At 40.3% G+C, this 23,480-nt stretch carries 15 protein-coding genes and 1 other RNA gene; 15 read left to right on the plus strand and 1 reads right to left on the minus strand.

Annotation, left to right across the window (positions count from 1 at the left end; genetic code table 11):
* Positions 1-95: 95 nt before the first annotated feature.
* The 6 genes from MUB24_RS04785 to eno all read left to right on the plus strand — a co-directional run bounded on the left by MUB24_RS04785 (position 96) and on the right by eno (position 7,883).
* Positions 96-1,127: a sugar-binding transcriptional regulator gene (locus MUB24_RS04785; protein ID WP_244701945.1), complete on the plus strand. Its 1,032-nt coding sequence runs from the start codon at positions 96-98 to the stop codon at positions 1,125-1,127.
* A 281-nt stretch (positions 1,128-1,408) separates the two neighbouring features.
* Positions 1,409-2,416 (plus strand): type I glyceraldehyde-3-phosphate dehydrogenase, encoded by a 1,008-nt coding sequence (gene gap, locus MUB24_RS04790; RefSeq protein ID WP_244701948.1) that lies wholly within the window; start codon positions 1,409-1,411, stop codon positions 2,414-2,416.
* 312 nt (positions 2,417-2,728) lie between these two features.
* A complete protein-coding gene (locus MUB24_RS04795) occupies positions 2,729-3,913 on the plus strand; it encodes a phosphoglycerate kinase (RefSeq protein WP_244701951.1) in 1,185 nt (394 codons plus the stop codon).
* Positions 3,914-4,261: 348 nt separating this feature from the next.
* Positions 4,262-5,023, plus strand: a complete 762-nt coding sequence (gene tpiA / locus MUB24_RS04800) for a triose-phosphate isomerase (protein WP_244701953.1) — start codon at positions 4,262-4,264, stop codon at positions 5,021-5,023.
* On the plus strand, positions 5,016-6,557 hold the full coding sequence (gene gpmI, locus MUB24_RS04805; RefSeq protein WP_244701955.1) for a 2,3-bisphosphoglycerate-independent phosphoglycerate mutase: 1,542 nt from the start codon (positions 5,016-5,018) through the stop codon (positions 6,555-6,557). The genes tpiA and gpmI overlap by 8 nt, the downstream gene beginning before the upstream one ends.
* Before the next feature lie 39 nt (positions 6,558-6,596).
* On the plus strand, positions 6,597-7,883 hold the full coding sequence (gene eno, locus MUB24_RS04810) for a phosphopyruvate hydratase (protein ID WP_244701957.1): 1,287 nt from the start codon (positions 6,597-6,599) through the stop codon (positions 7,881-7,883).
* Between the two features lie 859 nt (positions 7,884-8,742).
* Here eno and MUB24_RS04815 read toward each other — a convergent pair.
* Positions 8,743-9,399: a class I SAM-dependent methyltransferase gene (locus tag MUB24_RS04815; protein ID WP_244701959.1), complete on the minus strand. Its 657-nt coding sequence runs from the start codon at positions 9,397-9,399 to the stop codon at positions 8,743-8,745.
* A 745-nt stretch (positions 9,400-10,144) separates the two neighbouring features.
* On the opposite strand from MUB24_RS04815, the gene MUB24_RS04820 reads away from it, so the two are divergent.
* The 9 genes from MUB24_RS04820 to MUB24_RS04855 all read left to right on the plus strand — a co-directional run bounded on the left by MUB24_RS04820 (position 10,145) and on the right by MUB24_RS04855 (position 23,469).
* Positions 10,145-11,008 carry an ABC transporter permease gene (locus MUB24_RS04820; protein WP_244702079.1) on the plus strand — a complete coding sequence of 288 codons (864 nt, stop codon included), beginning with the start codon at positions 10,145-10,147 and terminating at the stop codon, positions 11,006-11,008.
* A complete protein-coding gene (locus tag MUB24_RS04825; protein WP_244701961.1) occupies positions 11,008-11,877 on the plus strand; it encodes a carbohydrate ABC transporter permease in 870 nt (289 codons plus the stop codon). Before MUB24_RS04820 ends, MUB24_RS04825 begins: the two co-directional genes overlap by 1 nt.
* Positions 11,878-11,920: 43 nt before the next feature.
* Positions 11,921-13,450 (plus strand): extracellular solute-binding protein, encoded by a 1,530-nt coding sequence (locus MUB24_RS04830; RefSeq protein ID WP_244702081.1) that lies wholly within the window; start codon positions 11,921-11,923, stop codon positions 13,448-13,450.
* A 460-nt stretch (positions 13,451-13,910) separates the two neighbouring features.
* Positions 13,911-17,174, plus strand: a complete 3,264-nt coding sequence (locus MUB24_RS04835; protein ID WP_244701963.1) for a fibronectin type III domain-containing protein — start codon at positions 13,911-13,913, stop codon at positions 17,172-17,174.
* A gap of 71 nt (positions 17,175-17,245) precedes the next feature.
* The gene (locus MUB24_RS04840) at positions 17,246-19,534 is read left to right on the plus strand and encodes a helix-turn-helix domain-containing protein (protein ID WP_244701966.1); all 2,289 of its coding nucleotides are present in this window, start codon (positions 17,246-17,248) and stop codon (positions 19,532-19,534) included.
* 30 nt (positions 19,535-19,564) lie between these two features.
* Complete coding sequence (locus MUB24_RS04845) at positions 19,565-21,616, plus strand: glycoside hydrolase family 65 (RefSeq protein ID WP_244701969.1); 2,052 nt, start codon at positions 19,565-19,567, stop codon at positions 21,614-21,616.
* Between the two features lie 88 nt (positions 21,617-21,704).
* A non-coding RNA gene (gene ssrS, locus MUB24_RS23810) (6S RNA) lies at positions 21,705-21,899 on the plus strand.
* A 170-nt stretch (positions 21,900-22,069) separates the two neighbouring features.
* On the plus strand, positions 22,070-22,300 hold the full coding sequence (secG, locus tag MUB24_RS04850; protein ID WP_244701972.1) for a preprotein translocase subunit SecG: 231 nt from the start codon (positions 22,070-22,072) through the stop codon (positions 22,298-22,300).
* Between the two features lie 422 nt (positions 22,301-22,722).
* A complete protein-coding gene (locus MUB24_RS04855; protein ID WP_244701975.1) occupies positions 22,723-23,469 on the plus strand; it encodes an alpha/beta hydrolase in 747 nt (248 codons plus the stop codon).
* Positions 23,470-23,480: the final 11 nt, after the last annotated feature.

A 23,480-nucleotide genomic window follows, 5' to 3' on the forward strand; every position in this document is an offset into this window, starting at 1 on the left:
AATAAAATTACTGCTAATCCTATTTTTGTATTAAGATTGGGACGTAATATGTCTTTGTGGGACAATTGGCGACCTTCTGGTAAAGGAGCAAAAACATGCACAATCTCTTAAAGCTTCAATCTAAACTCGTGCCAGAGATGCTTTCTGTTATGCAGAATCGTTATCAGATCCTTCGCTCCATCAGTCTAACAGAACCTGTTGGGCGGCGCACGCTTGCCCAGATGTTAGGGACAACCGAAAGGATATTGAGAAGTGAGGCTGAGTTTCTAAAGTCTGCCCAGTTAATTCAAATTAATACGACTGGCATGACCATCACAGCAAAAGGAAAAAAATTGCTGTTAGGGTTAGATGACATGATAAGGGAATTAACAGGCATCAGTCAGGTTGAACAAGATTTAAAAAATAAGCTAGGGATCAAGGAAGCTGTGATCGTACCTGGTGATAGTGATGATTCCTTGATTGTAAAAGAAGAATTAGGGAAAGCTTGTGCAGAGGTGCTAAATCGCTGTCTGAAAAATGCTCAAATCATTGCGGTAACAGGTGGAACCACAATGGCGTGTACCGCAGAAATGCTCACAGCAGAGATGGGGCAAGGAAAACAGTTGCTGTTTGTTCCGGCGCGAGGTGGTCTTGGTGAAGAGCTAAAAAATCAAGCCAACGTAATCTGTGCCACAATGGCAGAAAAGACAAATGGGCAGCACCGTGTATTATATGTTCCAGACCAAGTTAGCCAAGAAGTACAGGAGTCTCTTCTTAAAGAACCCGCCATTATGGAGGTCGTCACGAAAATAAAATCGGCCGATATTGTTGTTCATGGTATTGGTGATGCCATTACAATGGCGAAAAGAAGAGGAACCAGTCAAAACGCCATGAAAAAAATAATAGGAGAAAATGCAGTTGGAGAAGCTTTTGGCTATTATTTTAATGAAAAAGGGGAAATAGTACATAAAGTACCCACCATTGGCTTACGAATCTCTGATCTTTACGATAAATCACATGTGATCGCGGCAGCCGGTGGAAAATCAAAAGCCAAAGCGATTGAATCTTATTTTAAAAGTGCTCCAAAATCTACTATTTTAATTACGGATGAAGGGGCCGCAAAGTCGATTTTAAAAGAAGTATCTTAAAGTGCGTGTTCAAAAAGGAGGATAATAAGGACCAAGAAGTTCGAGGCGGCGCAGCTTTGAGCAGCGGACTTGTACAGGATGTACTGACTTCCGCGTTGCCCACAGGACGTGGGCGGTTTTAGCGGAAGATCCTTATCCTAATACGTGAGCAGCGGAAAAGCAAGCCAACGAAGAAATTCGCAGTGTCATTTTTACCGGACTTTTTGAACAACCTCTTAAATAGATATTTCTTTTAAAGATAAATTTTCATTATATTACCCATTTAAAGGAGGATGTTTGATATGTCAGTAAAAGTTGGGATTAATGGTTTCGGACGTATCGGAAGAAATGTTTTTCGTGCTGCACTTGATAATCCAGAAGTAGAGGTTGTAGCCGTAAATGACTTAACAGATGCCAATATGTTGGCCCATCTCTTGCAATACGATAGTGTCCATGGAAAATTAGCTGAAAATGTAACCGTGGATGGTGACACAATTGTTGTTGGCGATCATCGTGTCAAAGTTCTTGCTGAGCGTGATCCTGCCCAATTAGGTTGGGGGGATCTAGGCGTTGATATTGTTGTGGAATCAACAGGCCGCTTTACAAAACGTGATGATGCAGCGAAACATCTAGAAGCGGGTGCTAAAAAAGTGATCATTTCCGCCCCGGCGAATGGAGAAGACCTTACGATTGTAATGGGTGTGAATGAAGATAAATATGATGCAGCCAATCATCATGTTCTTTCAAATGCATCTTGTACAACAAACTGTCTAGCACCGTTTGCCAAAGTGCTTCATGACAAATTTGGTATTGTCCGTGGGATGATGACAACTGTTCACTCTTATACAAATGATCAGCAAATCTTGGATCTTCCACATAAAGATTATCGTCGTGCCCGTGCGGCTGCTGAGAATATTATTCCAACCTCCACAGGTGCCGCAAAAGCTGTTGCGCTTGTTCTTCCTGAATTAAAAGGAAAATTAAACGGTATGGCCATGCGTGTGCCTACACCAAACGTATCTGTGGTTGACCTAGTAGCAGAGCTTGAAAAAGACGTAACAGCTGAAGAAGTGAATGCAGCATTGAAGGCAGCGGCTGAAGGAGAACTAAAAGGAATTATGGCTTACACAGAAGAGCCACTTGTATCAAAGGATTATAACGGTGATACACATTCCTCTACTATTGATGCTCTATCGACAATGGTGATTGAAGGAAATATGGTAAAAGTCCTTTCTTGGTATGACAACGAAATTGGTTATTCTAACCGCGTTGTTGACCTTGCTGCTTATATTGCAAAAAAAGGCCTATAAATTAAAAAAATGTTTATGATTGAAACACCTTGTTTGGGGGAGCGGGCATTAGACCCCTTCCCCTTTTTATCCCGAATTAACTGGCAGTAAGACCCCCACTTCGAGAATTCGAGGGAAAACAAGAATTGCAAGTGGGGGATCAACTGAAAGTCAAATCCCCGATTCGTTCGGACCAACAGGATGTTGGTCACAAAGGCGTTGCGACAGGACGTCGCGAATTTAGCCTTTGATCTACCCATCAGTGGGGGATGAAAAAAACCCCCACTGAATGAAGTTTCACTTTATCTTTTTTTGAAAAAAGGAGGGTCCAAAATGGAAAAGAAGTCAATCAAGGATCTCGATGTAAAAGGGAAAAAGGTTTTTTGTCGAGTCGATTTTAATGTTCCGATGGCGGAAGGAAAAGTGACAGATGACACACGGATTCGTGCCGCTTTGCCAACGATTCAATATTTAGCTGACCAAGGGGCCATTGTCATTCTAGCAAGCCATTTAGGCAGACCTAAGGGAGAGGTAAAGGAAGAGTTACGACTTACGCCAGTTGCCAAGCGTTTAAGTGAATTGCTTGGTAAACAAGTAGCGAAAGCGGATGAAGCTTATGGAGAAGCTGTGAAGGAACAGATTTCTCATCTTCAAGAGGGGGATATTCTTTTACTTGAAAATGTACGCTTCTATCCTGGAGAAGAAAAAAACGATCCCGATTTAGCAAAAGCATTTGCAGAATTAGCGGATGTTTATGTGAATGATGCATTTGGTGCCGCTCACCGTGCCCATGCTTCCACTGAAGGGATTGCGAAATTTTTACCGTCTGCAGCCGGTTTTCTAATGGATAAAGAACTTGCTGTATTAGGGAAAGCATTGTCCAATCCGGAACGTCCTTTTACAGCGATTATCGGTGGAGCGAAAGTGAAAGATAAAATTGGTGTCATCGATCATCTTCTAGATAAAGTGGATAATCTGATTATTGGTGGTGGACTTGCTTATACCTTTGTGAAAGCACAAGGCTATGAAGTGGGTAAATCGCTTCTAGAAGAAGATAAACTCGATCTTGCCCGTCAATTTATGGAAAAAGCGAAGGAAAAAGGTGTTCACTTTTATATGCCTGAAGATGCAGTTGTAGCGGACGATTTTTCCGAAGAAGCCAAAAAAAAAGTAGTCTCTATTAAAGAAATTCCAGCGGATTGGGAAGCCTTGGATATTGGTCCGAAAACAAGGGAAACTTATCAACATGTGATTCAAGAATCGAAATTGGTGATTTGGAATGGACCAATGGGCGTTTTTGAAATGGATGCATTTGCTGGCGGTACAAAGAGCGTAGCGGAGGCACTTGCAGAAGCCACAGATACATATTCTGTTATTGGTGGCGGAGATTCAGCAGCGGCGGTGGAAAAATTTGGCTTTGCTGATCGGATGAGCCATATTTCGACCGGTGGCGGAGCTTCCCTTGAGTTTATGGAAGGAAAAGTATTGCCAGGCGTTGCAGCCCTTAATGATAAATAGTAAGATTCAAGAGGAAGGGATTTGGTACAAGCGACCAATTCTTTTTTGAATCTATGCTAGAATCTTTTAAAGAGGATGTTCAAAAAGTCCGGTAAAAATGACACTGCGAATTTCTTCGTTGGCTTGTTTCTCCGCTCCTCGGAAAAGAAAACCACTTTTCCTTCGTGCGATGCGGATTCAGGGAAGCTTTCCTTGTGCTCATGTATTTAAAAGCATACATTCCGCTGCTCGAAACTGCGCCGCCTCGAACTTCTTGGTCCTTTTTATCCTCCTTTTTGAACACGCACTTAAAGAGCACTAGAGACAACTTGTCTGGTACGCTCATTTAGACATGAAAGGGTGGTTGAATTGCGGAAACCGATTATAGCAGGAAATTGGAAAATGAATAAAACACTTCAGGAAGCTGTGGATTTTTCTCATCAGGTGAAAGGGCAGGTGCCTGCTACTGATCAAGCGGATGCGGTAATTTGTGCTCCGGCTCTATTCTTAGGTCAATTAGTAGAAGCTGTCAAAGGAACAGATGTAAAAATAGGAGCACAAAATATGCACTTTGAGGAAAGTGGTGCTTTTACAGGGGAAATTAGTCCTGTTGCCTTAAAGGATATTGGTGTTACCTATGTCATCCTTGGTCATTCTGAGCGTAGAGAGATGTTTAATGAAACAGATGAAGGTGTAAATAAAAAGGTACTTGCAGCTTTTAAACATGGTTTGATCCCAATCATTTGTGTGGGTGAAACATTGGAACAAAGAGAAAATAATGAAACCAAACAGCTTGTTGAAGGACAAGTGGTCAAAGCCTTACACGGATTGTCAGAAGATCAAGTGAAGCAAACGATTATCGCTTATGAACCGATTTGGGCGATTGGTACAGGGAAATCATCGACAGCTGAAGACGCGAATGAGGTTTGTGCCCATATCCGCCAAGTGGTAAAAGATAACGTTTCTGCGGACGCAGCAGAAGCGCTCAGAATTCAATATGGCGGCAGTGTCAAACCAGGTAATATTAAAGAATATATGAATCAAGCAGATATTGACGGAGCACTTGTAGGCGGTGCAAGCCTTGAAGTAGCATCATTCCTTCAATTATTGGAGGCGGCAGCAAATGAGTAAAACGGCACCCGTAGCACTGATCATTCTTGATGGATTTGGTATACGTGAGGAAGAAAAAGGGAACGCAGTGAAACAGGCAAAAAAACCAAATTTCGATCGTTATTGGAATTCTTTTCCTCATAATCAATTAACGGCCTGTGGGGAGGCAGTTGGATTACCTGAAGGTCAAATGGGGAATTCTGAAGTCGGTCATTTAAATATTGGTGCTGGAAGAATCGTTTATCAAAGTTTAACCCGTGTCAATGTTGCCATTCGCAATGGCGAATTTTTTAAAAACGATACCTTCCAGCAAGCAATTGATCATGTGAAGAAAAAGGGTAAAAAGCTACATTTAATGGGACTTCTTTCTGATGGTGGTGTTCATAGCCATATCAATCATCTATTCGCTTTGTTGAAGCTGGCGGCTGATGAAGGGGTAGAAGAAGTCTATGTTCATGGAATTTTGGACGGACGTGATGTAGGACCGAAAACAGCCGAGAAATATATAAAAGAAACCCAGGCGAAAATGGAAGAATACGGGGTCGGGAAGTTTGCTACGATTTCCGGTCGCTTTTATTCCATGGATCGGGACAAGCGTTGGGATCGTGTGGAGAAAGCTTATCGGGCGATGGCTTACGGAGACGGACCTGTTTATAAGAATCCGATAGAAATGCTGGAGGATGCTTATGATCATGGAATCTTTGATGAGTTTGTTATTCCATCGGTTATGATAGATGCAGATGGAAAGCCTGTGGCAACAATCGATGATGAGGATTCGGTTATTTTCTATAATTTCCGTCCGGATCGTGCGATTCAAATCTCCAATGTTTTTACAAATAATGAATTTTCTGGATTTGATCGGGGGGAAGATCGCCCCAAAAATTTAGACTTTGTTTGTATGACTCATTTTTCCGAAACGGTCAAAGGCTATGTTGCTTTTAAATCCGTTAATTTGGATCAAACCATTGGAGAAGTGATTGCAGACCATGGTTTCACACAACTACGTATTGCTGAAACCGAAAAATATCCACATGTCACATTCTTTATGAGTGGCGGCAGGGAAGAAAAGTTCCCTGGTGAAGAGCGAATTCTAATAAACTCACCGAAAGTGGCGACCTATGATTTACAGCCTGAAATGAGTGCCTATGAGGTGACAGATGCTTTACTAGAAGCGATCAAGGCGGATAAATTTGATGCGATCATTTTAAACTTTGCCAATCCTGATATGGTCGGGCATTCTGGCATGTTGGAACCTACTGTAAAAGCCATTGAAGCAGTGGATGAATGTCTGGGTAAAATCGTTGACTTGATTATAGAAAAAGGCGGAAAAGCCATTATTACGGCAGATCATGGGAATTCTGATGAAGTGGTTACACTTGAAGGCAAGCCAATGACTGCCCATACAACGAATCCTGTACCGATTATTGTGACGGAAGAAGGAATTACCGTAAAAGATGGAGGCATTCTAGCCGATTTGGCCCCAACCATGTTAGATCTTTTAGGGATTGAAAAACCGGAAGAAATGACGGGAAATTCATTAATTGATAGAGGATAAAACAGTTATACTAAAAATTTTTCTCAAGGAGAGATCGTTATGCCATTTATTACACATGTTTATGCACGCGAAGTACTTGATTCTCGCGGTAACCCAACAGTTGAAGTGGAAGTTTACACTGAATCTGGTGCTTTTGGACGAGCATTAGTTCCAAGTGGCGCTTCTACAGGTGAATATGAAGCTGTTGAACTTCGTGATGGAGACAAAGACCGTTACCTAGGTAAAGGTGTTGAAAAAGCTGTTCATAACGTGAATGAAATTATTGCAGATGAAATCATCGGTTTTGATGTGACAGATCAAGTAGGCATTGACCAAACGATGATTGAATTAGATGGAACAGAAAACAAAGGGAAGCTTGGGGCCAATGCGATTCTAGGTGTGTCGATGGCAGCCGCACGTGCAGCCGCTGATTTCCTTGGACTTGAATTATATGAATACCTTGGCGGCTTTAATTCCAAACAACTCCCTGTTCCAATGATGAATATCTTGAATGGTGGCGAACATGCCGATAACAATGTCGATATTCAAGAATTCATGATCATGCCTGTGGGTGCACCTAATTTTAAAGAGGCCCTTCGCATGGGAGCGGAAATTTTCCATCATTTGAAATCTGTTTTAAAAGAAAAAGGTTATAATACGGCTGTTGGAGATGAGGGTGGTTTTGCGCCAAACCTAAAATCCAATGAAGAAGCACTAGAAACTATCGTGGAAGCTATTGAAAAAGCCGGCTACAAACCAGGTGAGCAGGTAAAATTAGCGATGGATGTTGCTTCCTCCGAAATTTATGAAGATGGTAAATATAATCTGAAGGGCGAAGGCATCGTTCGGACATCCGCAGAAATGGTGGATTGGTATGAAGAATTAGTTCAGAAATACCCAATCATATCCATTGAAGATGGCCTAGATGAAAACGACTGGGAAGGCCATAAATTGCTAACAGACCGGATCGGTAAGAGCGTCCAACTTGTTGGGGACGATCTCTTCGTAACCAATACAAAAAAACTAGCGCGTGGCATTGAAGAAGGTGTAGGGAACTCCATCCTTGTTAAAGTAAACCAGATCGGGACACTAACCGAAACCTTTGATGCGATCGAAATGGCAAAACGTGCCGGCTACACAGCGGTCATTTCCCACCGTTCCGGTGAAACAGAAGACAGCACCATTGCAGACATTGCTGTAGCCACGAACGCTGGCCAAATCAAAACAGGGGCCCCTTCTCGTACAGACCGTGTGGCCAAATACAACCAATTGCTTCGTATCGAAGACAACTTGGGTGAAACCGCACAATACTTGGGTGCAAAGACATTTTATAATATTAATAAATAAGTGATGACCATTAACAAATCATCACTTGGATATAAAAACACAAGGGATCGTAAAGAAATCTTTACTTTCTCTTGTGTTTTATTATGTATTGCAGCTTGTGAAAAAGCCTTCATATTGATCATTACACAATTCTTAGGGGCAAGCTCAAGAAAGGGTCTTAAAGATGAAAAAAAACTTTGGTTAAAACTGTCACATAAATGCGTTTTATGGGCCCGAAATGATGGTAAGTGGAAAAGTGGTCTTCATAACCGGATAGAGTTTGTAAAACGGTAACGGCGAAGTAGTTGGCTGTGCCCGAAATTGGAATCCGAGGCGAAAGAGGTAACAGCGGATTGGTTGGGCGTGCCCGAAATCGCGAACCGCGTCGAAAGAGGTAACAGCGGATTGGTTGGGCGTGCCCGAAATCGCGAACCGCGTCGAAAGAGGTAACAGCGGATTGGTTGGCTGTGCCCGAAATCGCGAACCGCGTCGAAAGGGGTAACAGCGGAGCGGTTGGCTGTGCCCGGAATAGCGAACCGAGATGAAAAGGGTAACAGCGAAGCGGTTGGCTGTGCCCGAAATTGGAATCCGAGGCGAAAGAGGTAACAGCGGAGCGGTTGGCTGTGCCCGAAATGGCGATCCGCGTCGAAAGAGGTAACAGCGGATTGGTTGGCTGTGCCCGAAATTGGAATCCGCGTCGAAAGGGGTAACGGCGGATTGGTTGGCCGCGCCCGAAATAGCGAACCGAGATGAAAAGGGTAACAGCGAAGTGTTTGCTCTTGGTACTACATTATTATTGTTCCTTTTTGTCGAATAAAAACATCCTACCATGAACCCGCACGCTGGCCTTCATGCCCTTCAGTTATTCATACAAAAGAAACTATAGTTTCTTTGCTACAATAAACCTTAGTATTAAATTTTCCTGATGACCATCAGGATCGGTCTCAGTTTGAATATGTAGTTTTTGTTCTTGAATTTGATAGGTTGGACAAAGAATTTCCTGAATTTCATCTGATGTATAGAAATGTAATGTTTTCCCGTGATAAACAAAGGTATTTGGCTCTACTTCCTTACCTATACCAAAGTTCTTCGTATCCGTTGTTGAAATACAGGTAAAAATCAATAGACCATTCGGTTTTAATAATGAGCTCATTTTGTTTAAAAGCTCTTTTCTTTCTCTTTCAAGAAATAAATGAATCACGTTAGAAAGATAGATGGCGTCAAATTTTTGTTCATGTGGTAAAAACGGTTCGAATAAATCATTTGAAAAATATTTTAATTTATCTTCTTTAAATCTTTTTGCTTTATATTTGGCATGATCGATTGCCACATTAGAAATATCAGTAGCTATAACTTCAAAACCCTTCTGAGCAAAATATAGACTATTTCTACCATAACCACATCCAGGTACAAAAATATTCGTGACATTACTTTCTTCAAGGTGACGAATAGACATAATGGCAGATGGACAAGGATCATTGCCCCAAATGTCACCAACTTTAAATCGTTCATTCCAATATTTTTTCTGCTGATTCATATTTCTCCGCTCCAATGCTCCTATCAATTTTACTTTCTATATTTTAGCATACAGAAGGCGAGCATTATTGGAGATGAGGAATAAAAATAATAAGAGAACTTCTTATGGTGACTGAACACTTCAGCAAAATAGGGAAAAGGTCGTTATAAATCGTTCATGATACCCCAAATTCATGCAATCCCCGAAATACGGTCGACATAAGGCGTTCATGGCTCCCCATATTAGAAGTTTGTTCCATTCATGTTCCTTTTGAAAACGAATGGGATATTTCTACAATAGATATTTTCAAAAGAGATAAAATTCTTGAATATCACGAACAGTGGTTAAATTATTGAGATATTGGAATGAGTTGCTTGCAGGGTATAAAAAAATTAGATAGGAAGTCAGCGTTCGCAAGCGTTTTAGAAATAGGGACAAGGTATCGATCATCCTTATTCCTATTTTGTTTTTTTACATAACTTTTATTCCCATTTTCTTATCTTACGAATGAACAGATCTTTCACCCAATGCACAATTCTAATTTTTTAATAAAAATAGGATAAATGTGCATGAATTGGAAGATTAAGCGATTGTTAGCTTCGAAGGCCCATCGGTATAATGGCAGTGCACGTTACTTCAAAACAAAGGAGGCATTGGAAGAATGGCGGAGCCAATAGTACAGAATTATGTAGATGCAGATTTAAAAAGAGAGAGAAGGCTCCAAAAGAAAAGAAATCGGTATGTAGAAAATTTTAAAAAACATTGGATGCTGTATGTGATGATCCTGCCGGGAATCGTTTTTTATATTGTGTTTAAATATATTCCCTTATTCGGAAGTGTGATCGCTTTCCAAGATTATCAAATATTTAAGGGCATATGGAATAGTCCATGGGTAGGCTTGGATAATTTTCGGTTTTTATTTTCCTATCAAGATTTTTTCCTTATATTAAGAAATACGGCCATCATTGCTTTGTACAAATTAATATTAAGTTTTCCTGCACCGATTATTCTCGCTTTATTATTTAATGAAGTTCGAGTACTTATCGCTAAAAAGATATTCCAAAGTCTATTCTATTTGCCGCATTTCCTTTCTTGGGTTGTGGTTGGCGGTATTGTGTTTGAACTATTATCCAGTCAAGGAATTGTAAACGCTGTACTCGGATTTTTTCATGTAGAACCCATTCTTTTTATGCAAGAAGAAAAATATTTTCGTTCAATTGTTGTAATCTCTAGTATATGGAAGGAGATTGGTTGGGGGACCATCATTTATTTAGCTGCGATTGCAGGAATAAATCCAAACTTATATGAAGCCGCCGTAGTAGACGGAGCAAGCAAATGGAAGCAAACGATTTATATTACGATTCCCATGTTATTCCCTACTATATTGGTTTTGTTCCTACTGAATATTGGCAACTTCCTTGAGCTTGGATTTGACCAAATTTTCAATTTGCTAACTCCGATGACCTATTCAGTAGGAGATATTATTGAGACGTATGTGTATCGGGCTGGGGTGTTACAAGGTCAATATAGTACAACCACAGCCATTGGACTATTCCAATCCGTTATTGGCTTTGCCCTACTATGGATATTTAATCGATTAGCAAGAAAAACAGATCAGGGGTTGTGGTAATGAAACGATCAACAGGAGAAAAAACATTTCAGATCTTCAACTATATTATTCTTATATTGGCCGCTTCAACGATGATTGCTCCTTTACTACAATTATTGGCGGTTTCCTTTAGTTCACCGATCGCGGCGGATTCTAAGAAGGTATTTCTTTGGCCGGTCGAATTTACAACAGGTACTTGGGAGCATATTCTTCAAAATACGGTATTATGGAGATCATTTGGGGTAACCGTCTTTATTACGGTTGTAGGTACCTTGCTCAGTATGCTATTTTCGATTTTGACAGCCTTCCCATTATCACGGAGAGAATTTTTACCTAAAAAACCGATTATGCTGGGAATTGTTATTACGATGATATTTAATGCACCCATGATTCCGTTTTTCTTAACCGTCAGAGAGTTAGGTATGATGGATTCAATATGGGCGCTCATTATTCCTGGTTTAATCAGCACGTTCAATATGGTGATTATTCGGACGTTTTTCATGGGGATTCCGAGTGATCTCGATGATGCGGCAAGAATCGATGGCTGTCATGATTTTCGCCTATTATTTCAAATTTATTTGCCTCTTTCTAAGCCTGTGTTGGCGACAGTTAGCTTATTTTATGCTGTAGGGTACTGGAATACATTCCAAACAGCCATTCTCTTTTTACGTGATCCAAAACTGTGGCCATTGCAACTCAGACTGAGGGAATATTTTACAGCACCAGAGGAATTGGCAGCAGTAAACCTCATTATGGGGGATTTTGACTTTAATACAACAACACTTAAAGCGGCAACGGTAATCTTTGCGACGATCCCGATTTTGTTATTTTATCCTTATTTACAAAAATACTTTGTAAAAGGAGCCGTATTAGGATCCCTTAAGGAATAATAGAAAATAAAAATATTGGTGGGAGGAAGGAATCATGCGGAGAATGAAGAGAAATTTATTTATTTTGCTAGTGTTTATGCTGTTTGTGTCCTTAACAATGGCTGCATGCAGCAGTAATAACGAAGTGAATCAATCTAAACAGGATGAAAATAATGAGAACGATTTGGAAAAAGTAACTGTTTTCAAAAGCCATTTACAGAAAGGAACAATACCGGATAGTGATGATCCGCATGTCCAATATATCGCTGAAAAGACAGGTGTTGAGTATGAATTAATGACCACACCTGCTGGTTCTGATGCGACGGAGCAAATAAATTATATGATTGCCTCAGAGGATTTGCCAGATATTTTTCGGCCGATCGGTGGAGTTGAACAGACATTGATCAAACAAGGTGGCGCGTTGGCCTTAGATGAATTATTGCCAAAATATGCCCCACATGTATGGGAAAAAATTCCAGAAGAAGCTTGGGATGTTGTGCGCACAGCCTCTGATGATGGGAAGATTTACTATATTCCAAAGGTATTTTTAGTCCCTGAAAGAGCTCCGTTAATTCGTCAAGATTGGCTGGACGCTGTTGGGTTAGAAATGCCTAAAACAGTGGAGGACTATAAAGATGTACTCATTGCCTTTCGTGACAAAGACCCAAATGGGAATGGAGATAAGGATGAGCTGCCTACATCAGGAAGGGAGTATGGTGAGTGGATGGACCATCTTTTCGCTATGTTTGGTGTCGCGATGTGGGAAGGAAGTCCTGACTGGGATATTTATGATGGAAAGATCAATTACGCCGGTACTTCTGAAAATATGAGAGCGGCAATCGAGTTTATTCGTGATTTATATAAAGAAAAACTATTAGATAATGAAACATTCTTGAACAAAGGTGAGGTTTGGACAGCCAAAATAAATAATAACTTAGTAGGTAGCTGGTATCATTTACCTGCAAATTTACATGATCGTTATGCCGCCATGAAGGTAGGTGCACCTGACGCTTATGTAGCAGGGATGCCTTTGCCAAAAGTGGAAGGGTATAAAGGATTTGTCACACAAAAGAGCATGGGGGAAGCGGAATGGATGATTCCCGCTACATCTGAGGAAAAAGCGGCTTCAGCTCTGAAATTATTAGATTTCTTTTATGATGATGAGAATGAGGAATTCGTTCGTTTCGGAATAGAGGGAGCCCAGCATAAGGTCGAGGACGGTAAAAAGGTGTTAATTCCACCTACAGATGAAACACCCATTGCCTTGGGAATGAAAAACTTTACAACAGAAGAAGATATGAATAAACGAATTGAGGAAACATTTCCAGAGGACGAGCAACGAATGGTGAAAGATATCTTTGCCGTTAGTACGAAAGATGCTAGAAGAATTGCTGGAGATGGTCTTCCAGCTACCGTATATGACGGGTTCCCAGATATTCAATCCCATAAATTATTCCAGGAATACCTAACAAAAATTGTCATTGGCGAATGGCCGCTCGAAAAGTTTGATGAATTTGTGAAGAGGTGGAAGGAATCCGGTGGTGATACTGTAACAGAACGGGTTCAGGAATGGTATGACAAAGTGAATCAATAATTTGTAAATCCTTTCATGAGTTGGGGATAGGAATAGAGTGATTCCTAACTCCTAATGATACCTATCTTGGCGTTTTTGTTGGAAGCCTTGAAAGAGGTTTCCTTACTTTATCTCAAATTAACGGACCTATATCCTGCGGCCTAATCCTCCACTGAATGAAGCTTTCACTGTATTGTGAAGTAAACGAGATACATCAGCAAAATATGTTGTGTTTTCGCCATTTGCACAAATAAAGAGGGGAAAACAAGGTAGATATGGTTTACTCTGACTATTACGATACCTATGGATGAAGGTGCATAGGAGATACGTTGCAAAAGCTGATAACGGATACACATTGTAACCGACTACTCCTATAGACCAGAACTTGACGATGTTTCTGTCCGTCCGTTGCCAATTGTTTGCCTATTTGTAAGATTGCCAACTTGTCAGGAAACTATATTTTTTGTGGGAGGTATAATGGATGAGAATCTTGTCACTCATGTTATCTGTTTTTCTGTGCTTTTCTATTTTTCCGTTGTCAAGTACGAAAGCAAAAGCCGATCATGATCCGTTGCCAGCCTTCCCAGGAGCAGAGGGATTTGGATATGCTTCAGTAGGGGGGCGTGGTGGAGAGGTCTATCATGTTACGAGCCGTGAGCTTACGGGTCCCGGTACTTTTCATCATGCCCTTACTACTGCTGGAGATGTTCCCCGTACGATTGTGTTCGATATATCGGGCGAAATTACCATCCCAAAAACGGTTGTGCAGAATAAATCAAATATCACGATTGCGGGGCAAACGGCACCTGGAGATGGAATTACCATTCGTGGACAAACGATCCGCTTCATTAATTCTCGCGATATTATTATCAGATTTGTCCGTTTTCGGATGGGCGCACAAGAGGATTTTAGCGATGATGCGATGTATTTAGAAGATAACCAGAATGTGATGATTGATCATTGTACGTTCTCTTGGGGAACGGATGAGGTATTATCGATCAAAAGTAAAAATTATGAAGATCCTAAATCAAAAAATATTACCGTGCAATGGTCGATTATGTCAGAAGGACTTCTTACTCATTCCATGGGTGGATTAGTTGAAATGAACACGATTACAATGCATCATAATCTGTATGCCCATAATAATGATCGGAATCCAAAAACAAAAGGACAAATGGATTTTGTCAACAATATTGTCTACAATTGGGGCCAATACCCGTATGTAGCAGGTGGAGAATCTGGCACCAAAGGATATGGAAATGTTGTAGGGAATTATTTTATAGCTGGCTTAAATTCTAAAAATCCTGAATATGCAATTGTAAGGGGAAATGAAAATTATCAAGTATTTCTTGAAAATAATCGGATCGATCCTAATCAAAATGGCATTCTTGATGGGACGGATACAGGTACCAATATGATCGAGGTTGAAAGACCAAGTGTTGTTGTTCCAGAACGGTTTGAATATCCATTAGTGCATACCCAAGAACCAGAGGTGGCCTATGATTATGTACTAGATTATGCTGGTGCATCACTCGTTCGTGATGATGCTGACAAACGTGTGGTTGATAGTGTAAGGGATCAAACGGGTGTGATCATTGGACATGAGAATGATGTTGGCGGCTATCCGCAACTTAAGGAAGGCACCCCGCTACTTGATTCAGATGGAGATGGGATGCCTGATGAATGGGAAATTGCGAATGGTCTTGATCCGTTTGATCCAGAAGATCGCAATAACGATATGCGCGGAGAAGGCTATACAAATCTCGAATATTATCTAAATGAATTAGCCGAAGCAACTTTTCCAACAGATTATCCTACTTCACCACCAGAGTGGGCAGGACCACCGTTTACACCGCCAACAGATCCTGATCCAGAGCCTGAAGAACCGGCATCAGAACCGATTGTAGGGATGGATGGGGAAGTGATTAGAAATGCAATCATTCACGATAATAGTGGAAACGGGATAGAAAATGCGAAGAAATGGTCAGTAGAAAAAAATCTGCAGGTTGGAGATTTCGTCGCTGGAGACCGAATGACAGGAAGCAGTGTTTACAAATTCACCTCGATACCTGATAAGTTAAAGGGGTTGGAATGGATTCGGTCTGCGGTTGCTTCAAGAAGTGCATCGAATGATGATCTAGTTTCCTTTTATTTAGTGGCAGATGCGGATGTATATGTCGCCCATGATTCGCGAATTGGCTCACTACCGGAATGGTTGAAAGCTTATGAAGATACGGGAGAAATCATAGAAGATGATCAACCAGTCAAGTTTAAACTGTATAAAAAGCATTACCCTGCCGGTTCGTTTGTGGTGATGGGAAAGAATAACAATACGAAGCAAATGAATTATTTTGTTATTCTTAAACCGACAAACGTACAAGGTCAACCGCCTGAAAAACCTGCAGACTTGGAAGGAGAAATGACGAAGAAAGCCGCTGTTTCTTTAAAATGGTCACCGGTCCGTGATGCGGATAGCTATTTAATTTATCGTTCCTCATCACCAGATCAGTTGAAAGCGATCGCCACCTCTGACACAGCAGAGTATGTGGACGACACGATTGAATTAGGCCACACTTATTATTATAAGGTATCTGCCCTAAATGCTAGTGGGGAGTCTTCACAATCAAATGAAGTGGAACTTGCTGCTTATGATCACACACAGCCAACACCAGCTACACCTAAAGGATTGGAAATTTTAACAGCAAGAAGCATGTCTGTTGAATTAAGTTGGGAACCTGTTAAGGATGTGACCGGCTATTCTATCTATCGAGCGAATCAGGAAGATGGCTCATACAAAAAAATAGCTGGCACGACAACGCCAGGGTATACCGATGAAAAACTTACACCGGATACAAAGTATTATTATCAAGTATCGGCAACCGGGATTGGTGGTGAATCGGAAAAAACAGATCGTGTAAGCGTTAAAACCGGGCCTCCTGTCGTTTTACCAGAAATTCCGTCAGGATTAACGCCAGGCAAAATTGCCACTTCTACCTTTGAAATTCAGTGGGAAGCTGTTGAAGGTGCGGAAAGTTATAACATCTATCGAAAAGCAAATGAGGAAAATGACTTTTCGATGATTGCGAATACCGATTCTACTAGCTATCAAGACAAAGGTGTGAGTAACAAACAAACGGGATACACATACAAAATAACGGCCTTGAACGAAATGGGCGAAACAAAGCCTTCGAAAGAACTTACAATTGATATGCCATTACCACAAGCACCAATCGATTTGAAAATTGGGTTAGTGGGAGAATCATTTGTAGGGTTATTGTGGACATCAGGTGGTGGTGGCTACCAATTTAATATCTATAGAGAAGCGAATGGTAAAGTGGAAAAAGTAGGCGATGCGAAGGTGGCAACTGGTTTTGATCGGACAGTCGAGCCTGGTGTTGAATATGTCTATTATCTCAAAGCAGAAAATGCTAATGGGGAATCGGAGGCATCTAATAAAGTAACTATCACACCAGATCAGGTTAGTGCAACAAGTATGAAGACTTTTGTTAAGCAGTTCAAAGAATCAGGTGAGTGGAATGATGAGAAATCTGCTCACGGGTTGAAGCTCCATTTGACAGCAGTCGAAACTTTTGAAAAACAAGAAAATCAGGAAAAGATTGTGAAGCATATGGAAGGCTTTCAACAATTAGCTAAACATCAAAAAGATCATCAGTTACTCCCTATTCATATCTATAATGTCTTAAAAGCTTATGCTGAAGCGATGCTAAGCAAATGGAATTCGTAAAAATAGATTTTTGAAATCATTTTGTTTCAGATGATTAGGCATGTAGTATACTGGAAAAAGGGGGGAAATACATGCCTAATTTTTTCCATAAATGGTTTCGGTTCAATTTACTCAAAAACCAAACAAGTCTTCTGTTGTTTTTAACGATCGCGATTTTCCTTATTATTCTAATTGTGAGTATCACTTCTTACAATACGTCTAAAGCTGTACTCCAAGAGCAATTAAATGAACCACAGCAGCAAATGCTTCAGATCAGTATGAATTTTATCGACGAAGCGATCAACGAAAGCAATAGAATCGCCACAGAAGTGGCATTAGATGACCATGTTTATCGTTTTCTAACAAGCGATGACCCAAATGCTTATAATAATATAAAGGAAATTTATCGACTATTAACCTCCTTCGTGACGAATTCGCCTGTTATTAAAAGTATATATGTGTATGATATCAACAAAGGGAGTTTCGTGACCATTCCGCATGGATATAGTGCAACAAAAGTGACATTTGTTGATTCACAATGGACAGATGTTGCGGAAGAATTACAAGATAAGATGATGATTGTGAAAAAAAGGGAGGTACCTGAAGGAGCAAGAAGTAGCGGTTCAGAAATTACTCTCTTTCGAAAAATCCTGATCCAAGGTGAATCTAAAGGATTGGTTGCCGTTAATTTAAATGAGAAAGAGTTGTTCAGAAAAATCAACCCACCAAAGTTAACCAATATAGATAGTACTCGCTTTATTATAGATGAGCAGAATGAAATCCTTTATTCTGTATCCAATCATTCTTTTGATCAAGAGGCTGTCGAAGCTGGCATCGCCAATCTTAAAAAAGAAAGATTAGGAGATGTTCGATACGAAGGAGAAACCTTACTGGCCAGTCAAGTACAATCTCCGGTTACAGGTTGGCAGTACATTTCGCTTGTGACACAAGAAAGTATATTGGCAAAATCCAAAAGAGTAGGTCATATTGTATTTTTCGTATCTTTAGTCGCTCTTTTCATTGGTTTGATGGTCATCGTTTATATGAATATCAAAGTATTTCGACCGATTTTTCGACTAAAGCAGTTATTTATCATGAAAGAGCAAGATATTTCAAAACAAGGTTTAAACGAATTGGAGAATATTGCTGGTCAATTAATTCACGATCATGCCCATTTAGCCCAAACATTGGACACAATTAAAGCGGAAGCTTCCTCAAAATTCATTCTTGATATCTATCAGGGAGATATCAAGTCAAGGCGAGAAATACAAGAAAAATGGAATGATTATTTTCGAGACTGGAATAATAAAAGTTTAGTGGTTGCCATTCTTTCGATCGACAACTTTTCAGCTTGGTCGCATACATTCCCAAGTATGGATCATTCTCTCTTAAAATTTGCGCTTAAAAATATAATTTCCGAAGTGCTTACAGAACATGCTTATAATGAATGTGTGGATTTTGGTCAAGACAAATTGGCTGTTTTGCTTCAATATGATGGAAAAACTGAGCCACTAACACACAAATTCATGAAAGCGTTGTCCTCCTCTGAACGTTTACTAGGCTTTAGTGCATCTGTTGGGATCAGCCATCCAAAGCAAACGGTAGGAGAGATCAAAGAGGCTGTATTTGAAGCCGAGCTGGCACTTGGATATAGACTATATAAAGGATATGGAAGCGTCATACCTATAAATAAATGTCATGTTGATACTCCTCATATCCCGACAAAGATGGACCAAAGATTAAAGCAATTAGCGGAGTCGATCATTGGAGGGGATGATACCCAAGGGATAAAGCTGGTAGAAGAGATCATTCAAGAGATTCGTGATCAACAAACCTTACCAACAATCGCTTTATCAAAAATACACAGCATGATTGATGTGATATGGAGTCATACACATGATAAATTTCAAGGCCATGCTGAGGAAAATGAGCTGAAAACAGGGATAATTTCTATTTATTTAGATGATATTGAAGTGTTATTAAAAGATGGCGTTATTCATGAGTCTGAAAAATGGAAAAAACAAGCGAAGAATAAAGAAAGTATACTTTGTGAAAAAATGATTACCTATATGAAGGATCATTTGAATGAGGCCATTGGAATTGCAGAAATTGCTGATTCAATTGGAATTAGTGTTAGTTTAGCGAGTCAAATTTTTAAAGAAAAGACGGATGATACGATTTATGGCTACCTTACCAAATTAAGAATAGAGAAGGCAGAAGAATTATTGTTACACACAGATAAAAAGGTGGCGACTATTGCATTTGAGGTAGGATATCAGCATGAAAACAGCTTTATTCGGGTTTTCCGTAAATATAAAAATGTCACACCAGGTAAATATCGAGAAATGTTACGAAATAAAAAAAGATCGTTAGCTGAATAAAATGATTTTTAAAATATAAGAGGTGTAATGATGGATAGAAAACAGATAGTTGAGCGACATGATCCAGTTATTAAAAGAGTAGAACCCCTGGCACCACTATCAATAGGCAATGGAGAATTTGGATTTAGTTTTGATTTTACGGGTTTACAAACCTATCCTGATGCATATGAAAGTCCACTTGGCACACAATCCAATTGGGGTTGGCATTATACGAGGGGGAGAGAGCTTTTCACAGATAAGGATATTCGATTTCAAAGCTATGATACATACGGCCGGCAAGTCAAATATCCGATGAAGCCGGAAGATAAAGAAGAGGCTTATCATTGGTTACGGCAAAATCCTCATCGATTGCAGCTTGGGAGAATATCTTTCCGTTTTTTCACAGAAGACCATCATGAAATCCCGGTTGAAGCGATCGACGATATTCATCAACAACATTACTTATGGACAGGGATAGTAGAAAGTCGCTATAAGGTGGATGGGATTCCAGTTACGGTGAAAACAGCCTGTCACCCCAAGCAAGATGTTATTAGTGTAAAAATAGAATCTTCCTTATTAAAGAGTCAAAGGATTCAAGTATTCACATTATTTCCTAGTCCTGATATGACGGACAACAGCTGGGCAAAAGCGATTTTTCCAGATTGGAATGCGGATGATCGACATAGAACAGAAATAGTACAAAGGTCAGAACATTCCGTTATTTTAAAAAGAACACTGGATGAAGATTCCTACCAAGTCCGTTGGACATGGGAGCACGGGGAATTGGAGCAAACAGATCGGCATGAATTTACCTTGTCTTCCGATGGCGAATCGGCAGAAATGTCTTTCACTGTAGCCTTCTCCGCTGAGGAACCTGTAAATGTGGATGCGGACGAGGTTTTTAGCGAAAATGAAAAGCACTGGGCCTCCTTCTGGAAAGAGGGTGGCGCGATTGATTTTTCAGGAAGCCCTGATCCAAGAGCCTTTGAATTAGAAAGAAGAGTTGTCCTTTCTCAATACTTATGTGCGATCCATAGCGGAGGGTCATTGCCACCACAGGAAACGGGGTATATGTACAATAGCTGGTTTGGAAAATTCCATTTAGAAATGCATTGGTGGCATTCTGCTCATTTTCCGTTATGGGGACGTGCCGAGATTCTTGGTAAAAGTCTGGACTGGTATAACAAAATCCTGCCATTAGCACGAGATTTAGCTGAGAGTCAAGGGTATGAAGGAGCAAGATGGCCGAAAATGGTTGGGATAGATGGAAAGCAAAGTCCGTCTCCTGTCGCACCGGGACTTATTTGGCAGCAACCACATCCTATCGCACTAGCCGAGTTGTATTATCAGGACAATCCAACTCGTGAACGATTGGAAAAATATAAGAATCTGATTTTTGAATCAGCGGATTTTATGGCTTCGTTTGCTCATTGGGATGAAGAGAAACGCGCCTATGTTCTGGGTCCTCCCCTTATTCCAGCACAAGAATGTCATCAAATGCAAGAAAGCCTAAATCCACCATATGAATTAGAGTATTGGAAATATGGGCTAGAAATAGCGATTAAATGGGCAGAAAGATTAAAGTCCAATGCCAACCCGTCTTGGTCCAAAGTGGCGCAAGCGATGTCTCCTCCTCCAGCCGCGGAAGGGGTCTATCTTGCCCATGAACACTGCGAACAAACCTATACGGAGAAAAATCATGATCATCCTTCCATGGTGGGGGCTTTAGGGATCCTATCAGGAACATTGATCGATAAGGAGATGATGAGAAATACATTAAGAAGGGTATTAAAGGTATGGGATTGGGAAAGTGCTTGGGGCTGGGATTTTCCCATGTGTGCAATGACAGCTGCAAGATTAGGGGAAAAGGAAATGGCTGTGGATTTTTTAATGATGGAAGCTACCAAAAACACCTATTTACCAAATGGCCATAATTATCAAAGACCCGGATTAACAGCTTATTTACCGGGTAATGGTGGTTTATTGGCTGCTGTTGCAATGATGGCAAGCGGCTGGAAAGATGCTCCAGATTCTAATTGTCCTGGTTTTCCCAATGATGGTACTTGGAAGATTGAACATGAAGGCTTGAATGCTTGGTTGTAAAGAGTGATGACTATCGTGAAAATGAGGAAAATCCATCAATGTCAATTTATGCTATTGATAAATCCTTCGAAAAAGAGTAAAATACTAGTAAAGGCTACATTGTTCGTACCTTTAATTAAGTTTTTCACCTAGTTAGGATATAGGGAGTTTTAGATTGAAACTGAAATGACAAATCTCTGTCTATAGGACATGGAGGACAAGCAGGAAGGTTTCTGCAAACACCCACTTTGCGAAGTGGTGTTTAAAACTTCATTAAACAAGATACGGCAAATGTGGCTTTTTATAAAACGGCCTATGAACGCCAGCTTCTACATGGGGCTGGTTTTTACATAGAATAATTTTAATTTGGATGTCACTTAAGATATATTGGCAAGAAAAAACAAATCTTGTTCATTTATCTCGTTTGTGTTACATTTATGTTAACGTTTTAGGTTCGTGTAGGGAGGGAATCAAGTGTACACATTGCTCATTATTTTATTACTTATTGATTCTATTGCACTTATAGGTGTCGTTTTACTTCAGTCCGGAAAGAGTGCTGGTCTTTCAGGGGCCATCTCTGGCGGTGCTGAGCAATTATTTGGTAAGCAAAAAGCACGAGGATTGGATCTTGTTCTTCAGCGCACAACGGTAATACTTGCTGTATTATTTTTTTTACTTGCCATTGCTGTAGTTATGTTCGAATAAATATTGAAAATCTAAACCTGGTCGAAAAAGGCTAGGTTTTTTTGTGCTTGCTAATGTTTTACTGATCTACACCCACTTGGATCGGCGTTTTTCCCGTTTCTTCGCATTTTTGTAGATTCAAACCTACCTTGGATCTATGTTTTTCCGGTTTCTCTTCGTTTTCGTTGACCTAACCACGCTTTGGATGTACGTTTTTCCCGTTCCTTCTCATTTTCGTCGACCCACCCACGCTAAGCTTAAAAAAATTAAGGAATATATTAGGAACGATTAGGGAATTAATGTACAATTATAGAATGGGTCAGGGCAAATAGGGATACCCGGATTACTTATGTAAAATGGAGGGAAAACCCAAAATATGTCTTTGCATGATCTTGGGTATATAGAGTAACAACGTATCGAGTTATAGAATAGGAGTTATCAAAATGAAGATAAAACCACCACAGCCATTCACGTTTCAAGCAGGAAAAAGGGCTGTCTTATTATTACATGGATTCACAGGAAATAGCGCTGATGTGCGGATGCTCGCACGTTTTCTTGAAAAGAAAGGTTATACAAGTCACGCTCCCTTATATAAAGGCCACGGAGTTCCACCGGAAGAACTGCTTCATACAGGTCCAGATGATTGGTGGCAGGATGTCATGGAAGGCTATCAACATTTAAAGGATTTAGGGCATGAAGAAATTGCGGTTGCCGGACTTTCGTTAGGTGGTGTTTTTTCCTTGAAATTGGGTTACACTGTACCTGTGAAGGGAATTATTCCCATGTGTGCCCCTGTGTTTTTTAAAACAGAGGAAGCGATGTATGAGGGAGTTTTACAATACGCCAAAGAATACAAGCAATTTGAAGGAAAATCCAAGGAACAAATTGAACAGGAAATGAATGAATTTCAGAAAACACCCATGAGAACGTTGAAAGCTTTACAACATTTAATTGCCGATGTACGCGGGTCTGTGGATATGATTTATAATCCGCTGTTTGTTGTACAAGCGAGACACGATCAAATGATTAATCCGGAAAGCGCCAATATTATTTATGAAGAAGTAGAATCTTCGCTAAAAGAGATCAAATGGTATGAAAAGTCCGGGCATGTCATTACCTTAGGTCCAGAAAAAGAACAGCTTCATGAAGATATTTATCATTTCCTCGAAGGATTGGATTGGACAAATTAGGTACCTAGGAG

The organism is Lederbergia sp. NSJ-179 (assembly GCF_022867885.1).
Lineage (GTDB): Bacteria > Bacillota > Bacilli > Bacillales > Bacillaceae_C > Lederbergia.

Coding starts and splice junctions, on each gene's coding strand:
- MUB24_RS04785 (WP_244701945.1), top strand. CDS start 96: ATGCACAATCTCTTAAAGCTTCAATCTAAACTCGTGCCAGAGATGCTT.
- gap (WP_244701948.1), top strand. CDS start 1,409: ATGTCAGTAAAAGTTGGGATTAATGGTTTCGGACGTATCGGAAGAAAT.
- MUB24_RS04795 (WP_244701951.1), top strand. CDS start 2,729: ATGGAAAAGAAGTCAATCAAGGATCTCGATGTAAAAGGGAAAAAGGTT.
- gpmI (WP_244701955.1), top strand. CDS start 5,016: ATGAGTAAAACGGCACCCGTAGCACTGATCATTCTTGATGGATTTGGT.
- eno (WP_244701957.1), top strand. CDS start 6,597: ATGCCATTTATTACACATGTTTATGCACGCGAAGTACTTGATTCTCGC.
- MUB24_RS04815 (WP_244701959.1), bottom strand. CDS start 9,399: ATGAATCAGCAGAAAAAATATTGGAATGAACGATTTAAAGTTGGTGAC.
- MUB24_RS04820 (WP_244702079.1), top strand. CDS start 10,145: ATGCTGTATGTGATGATCCTGCCGGGAATCGTTTTTTATATTGTGTTT.
- MUB24_RS04825 (WP_244701961.1), top strand. CDS start 11,008: ATGAAACGATCAACAGGAGAAAAAACATTTCAGATCTTCAACTATATT.
- MUB24_RS04830 (WP_244702081.1), top strand. CDS start 11,921: ATGAAGAGAAATTTATTTATTTTGCTAGTGTTTATGCTGTTTGTGTCC.
- MUB24_RS04835 (WP_244701963.1), top strand. CDS start 13,911: ATGAGAATCTTGTCACTCATGTTATCTGTTTTTCTGTGCTTTTCTATT.
- MUB24_RS04840 (WP_244701966.1), top strand. CDS start 17,246: ATGCCTAATTTTTTCCATAAATGGTTTCGGTTCAATTTACTCAAAAAC.
- MUB24_RS04845 (WP_244701969.1), top strand. CDS start 19,565: ATGGATAGAAAACAGATAGTTGAGCGACATGATCCAGTTATTAAAAGA.
- MUB24_RS04855 (WP_244701975.1), top strand. CDS start 22,723: ATGAAGATAAAACCACCACAGCCATTCACGTTTCAAGCAGGAAAAAGG.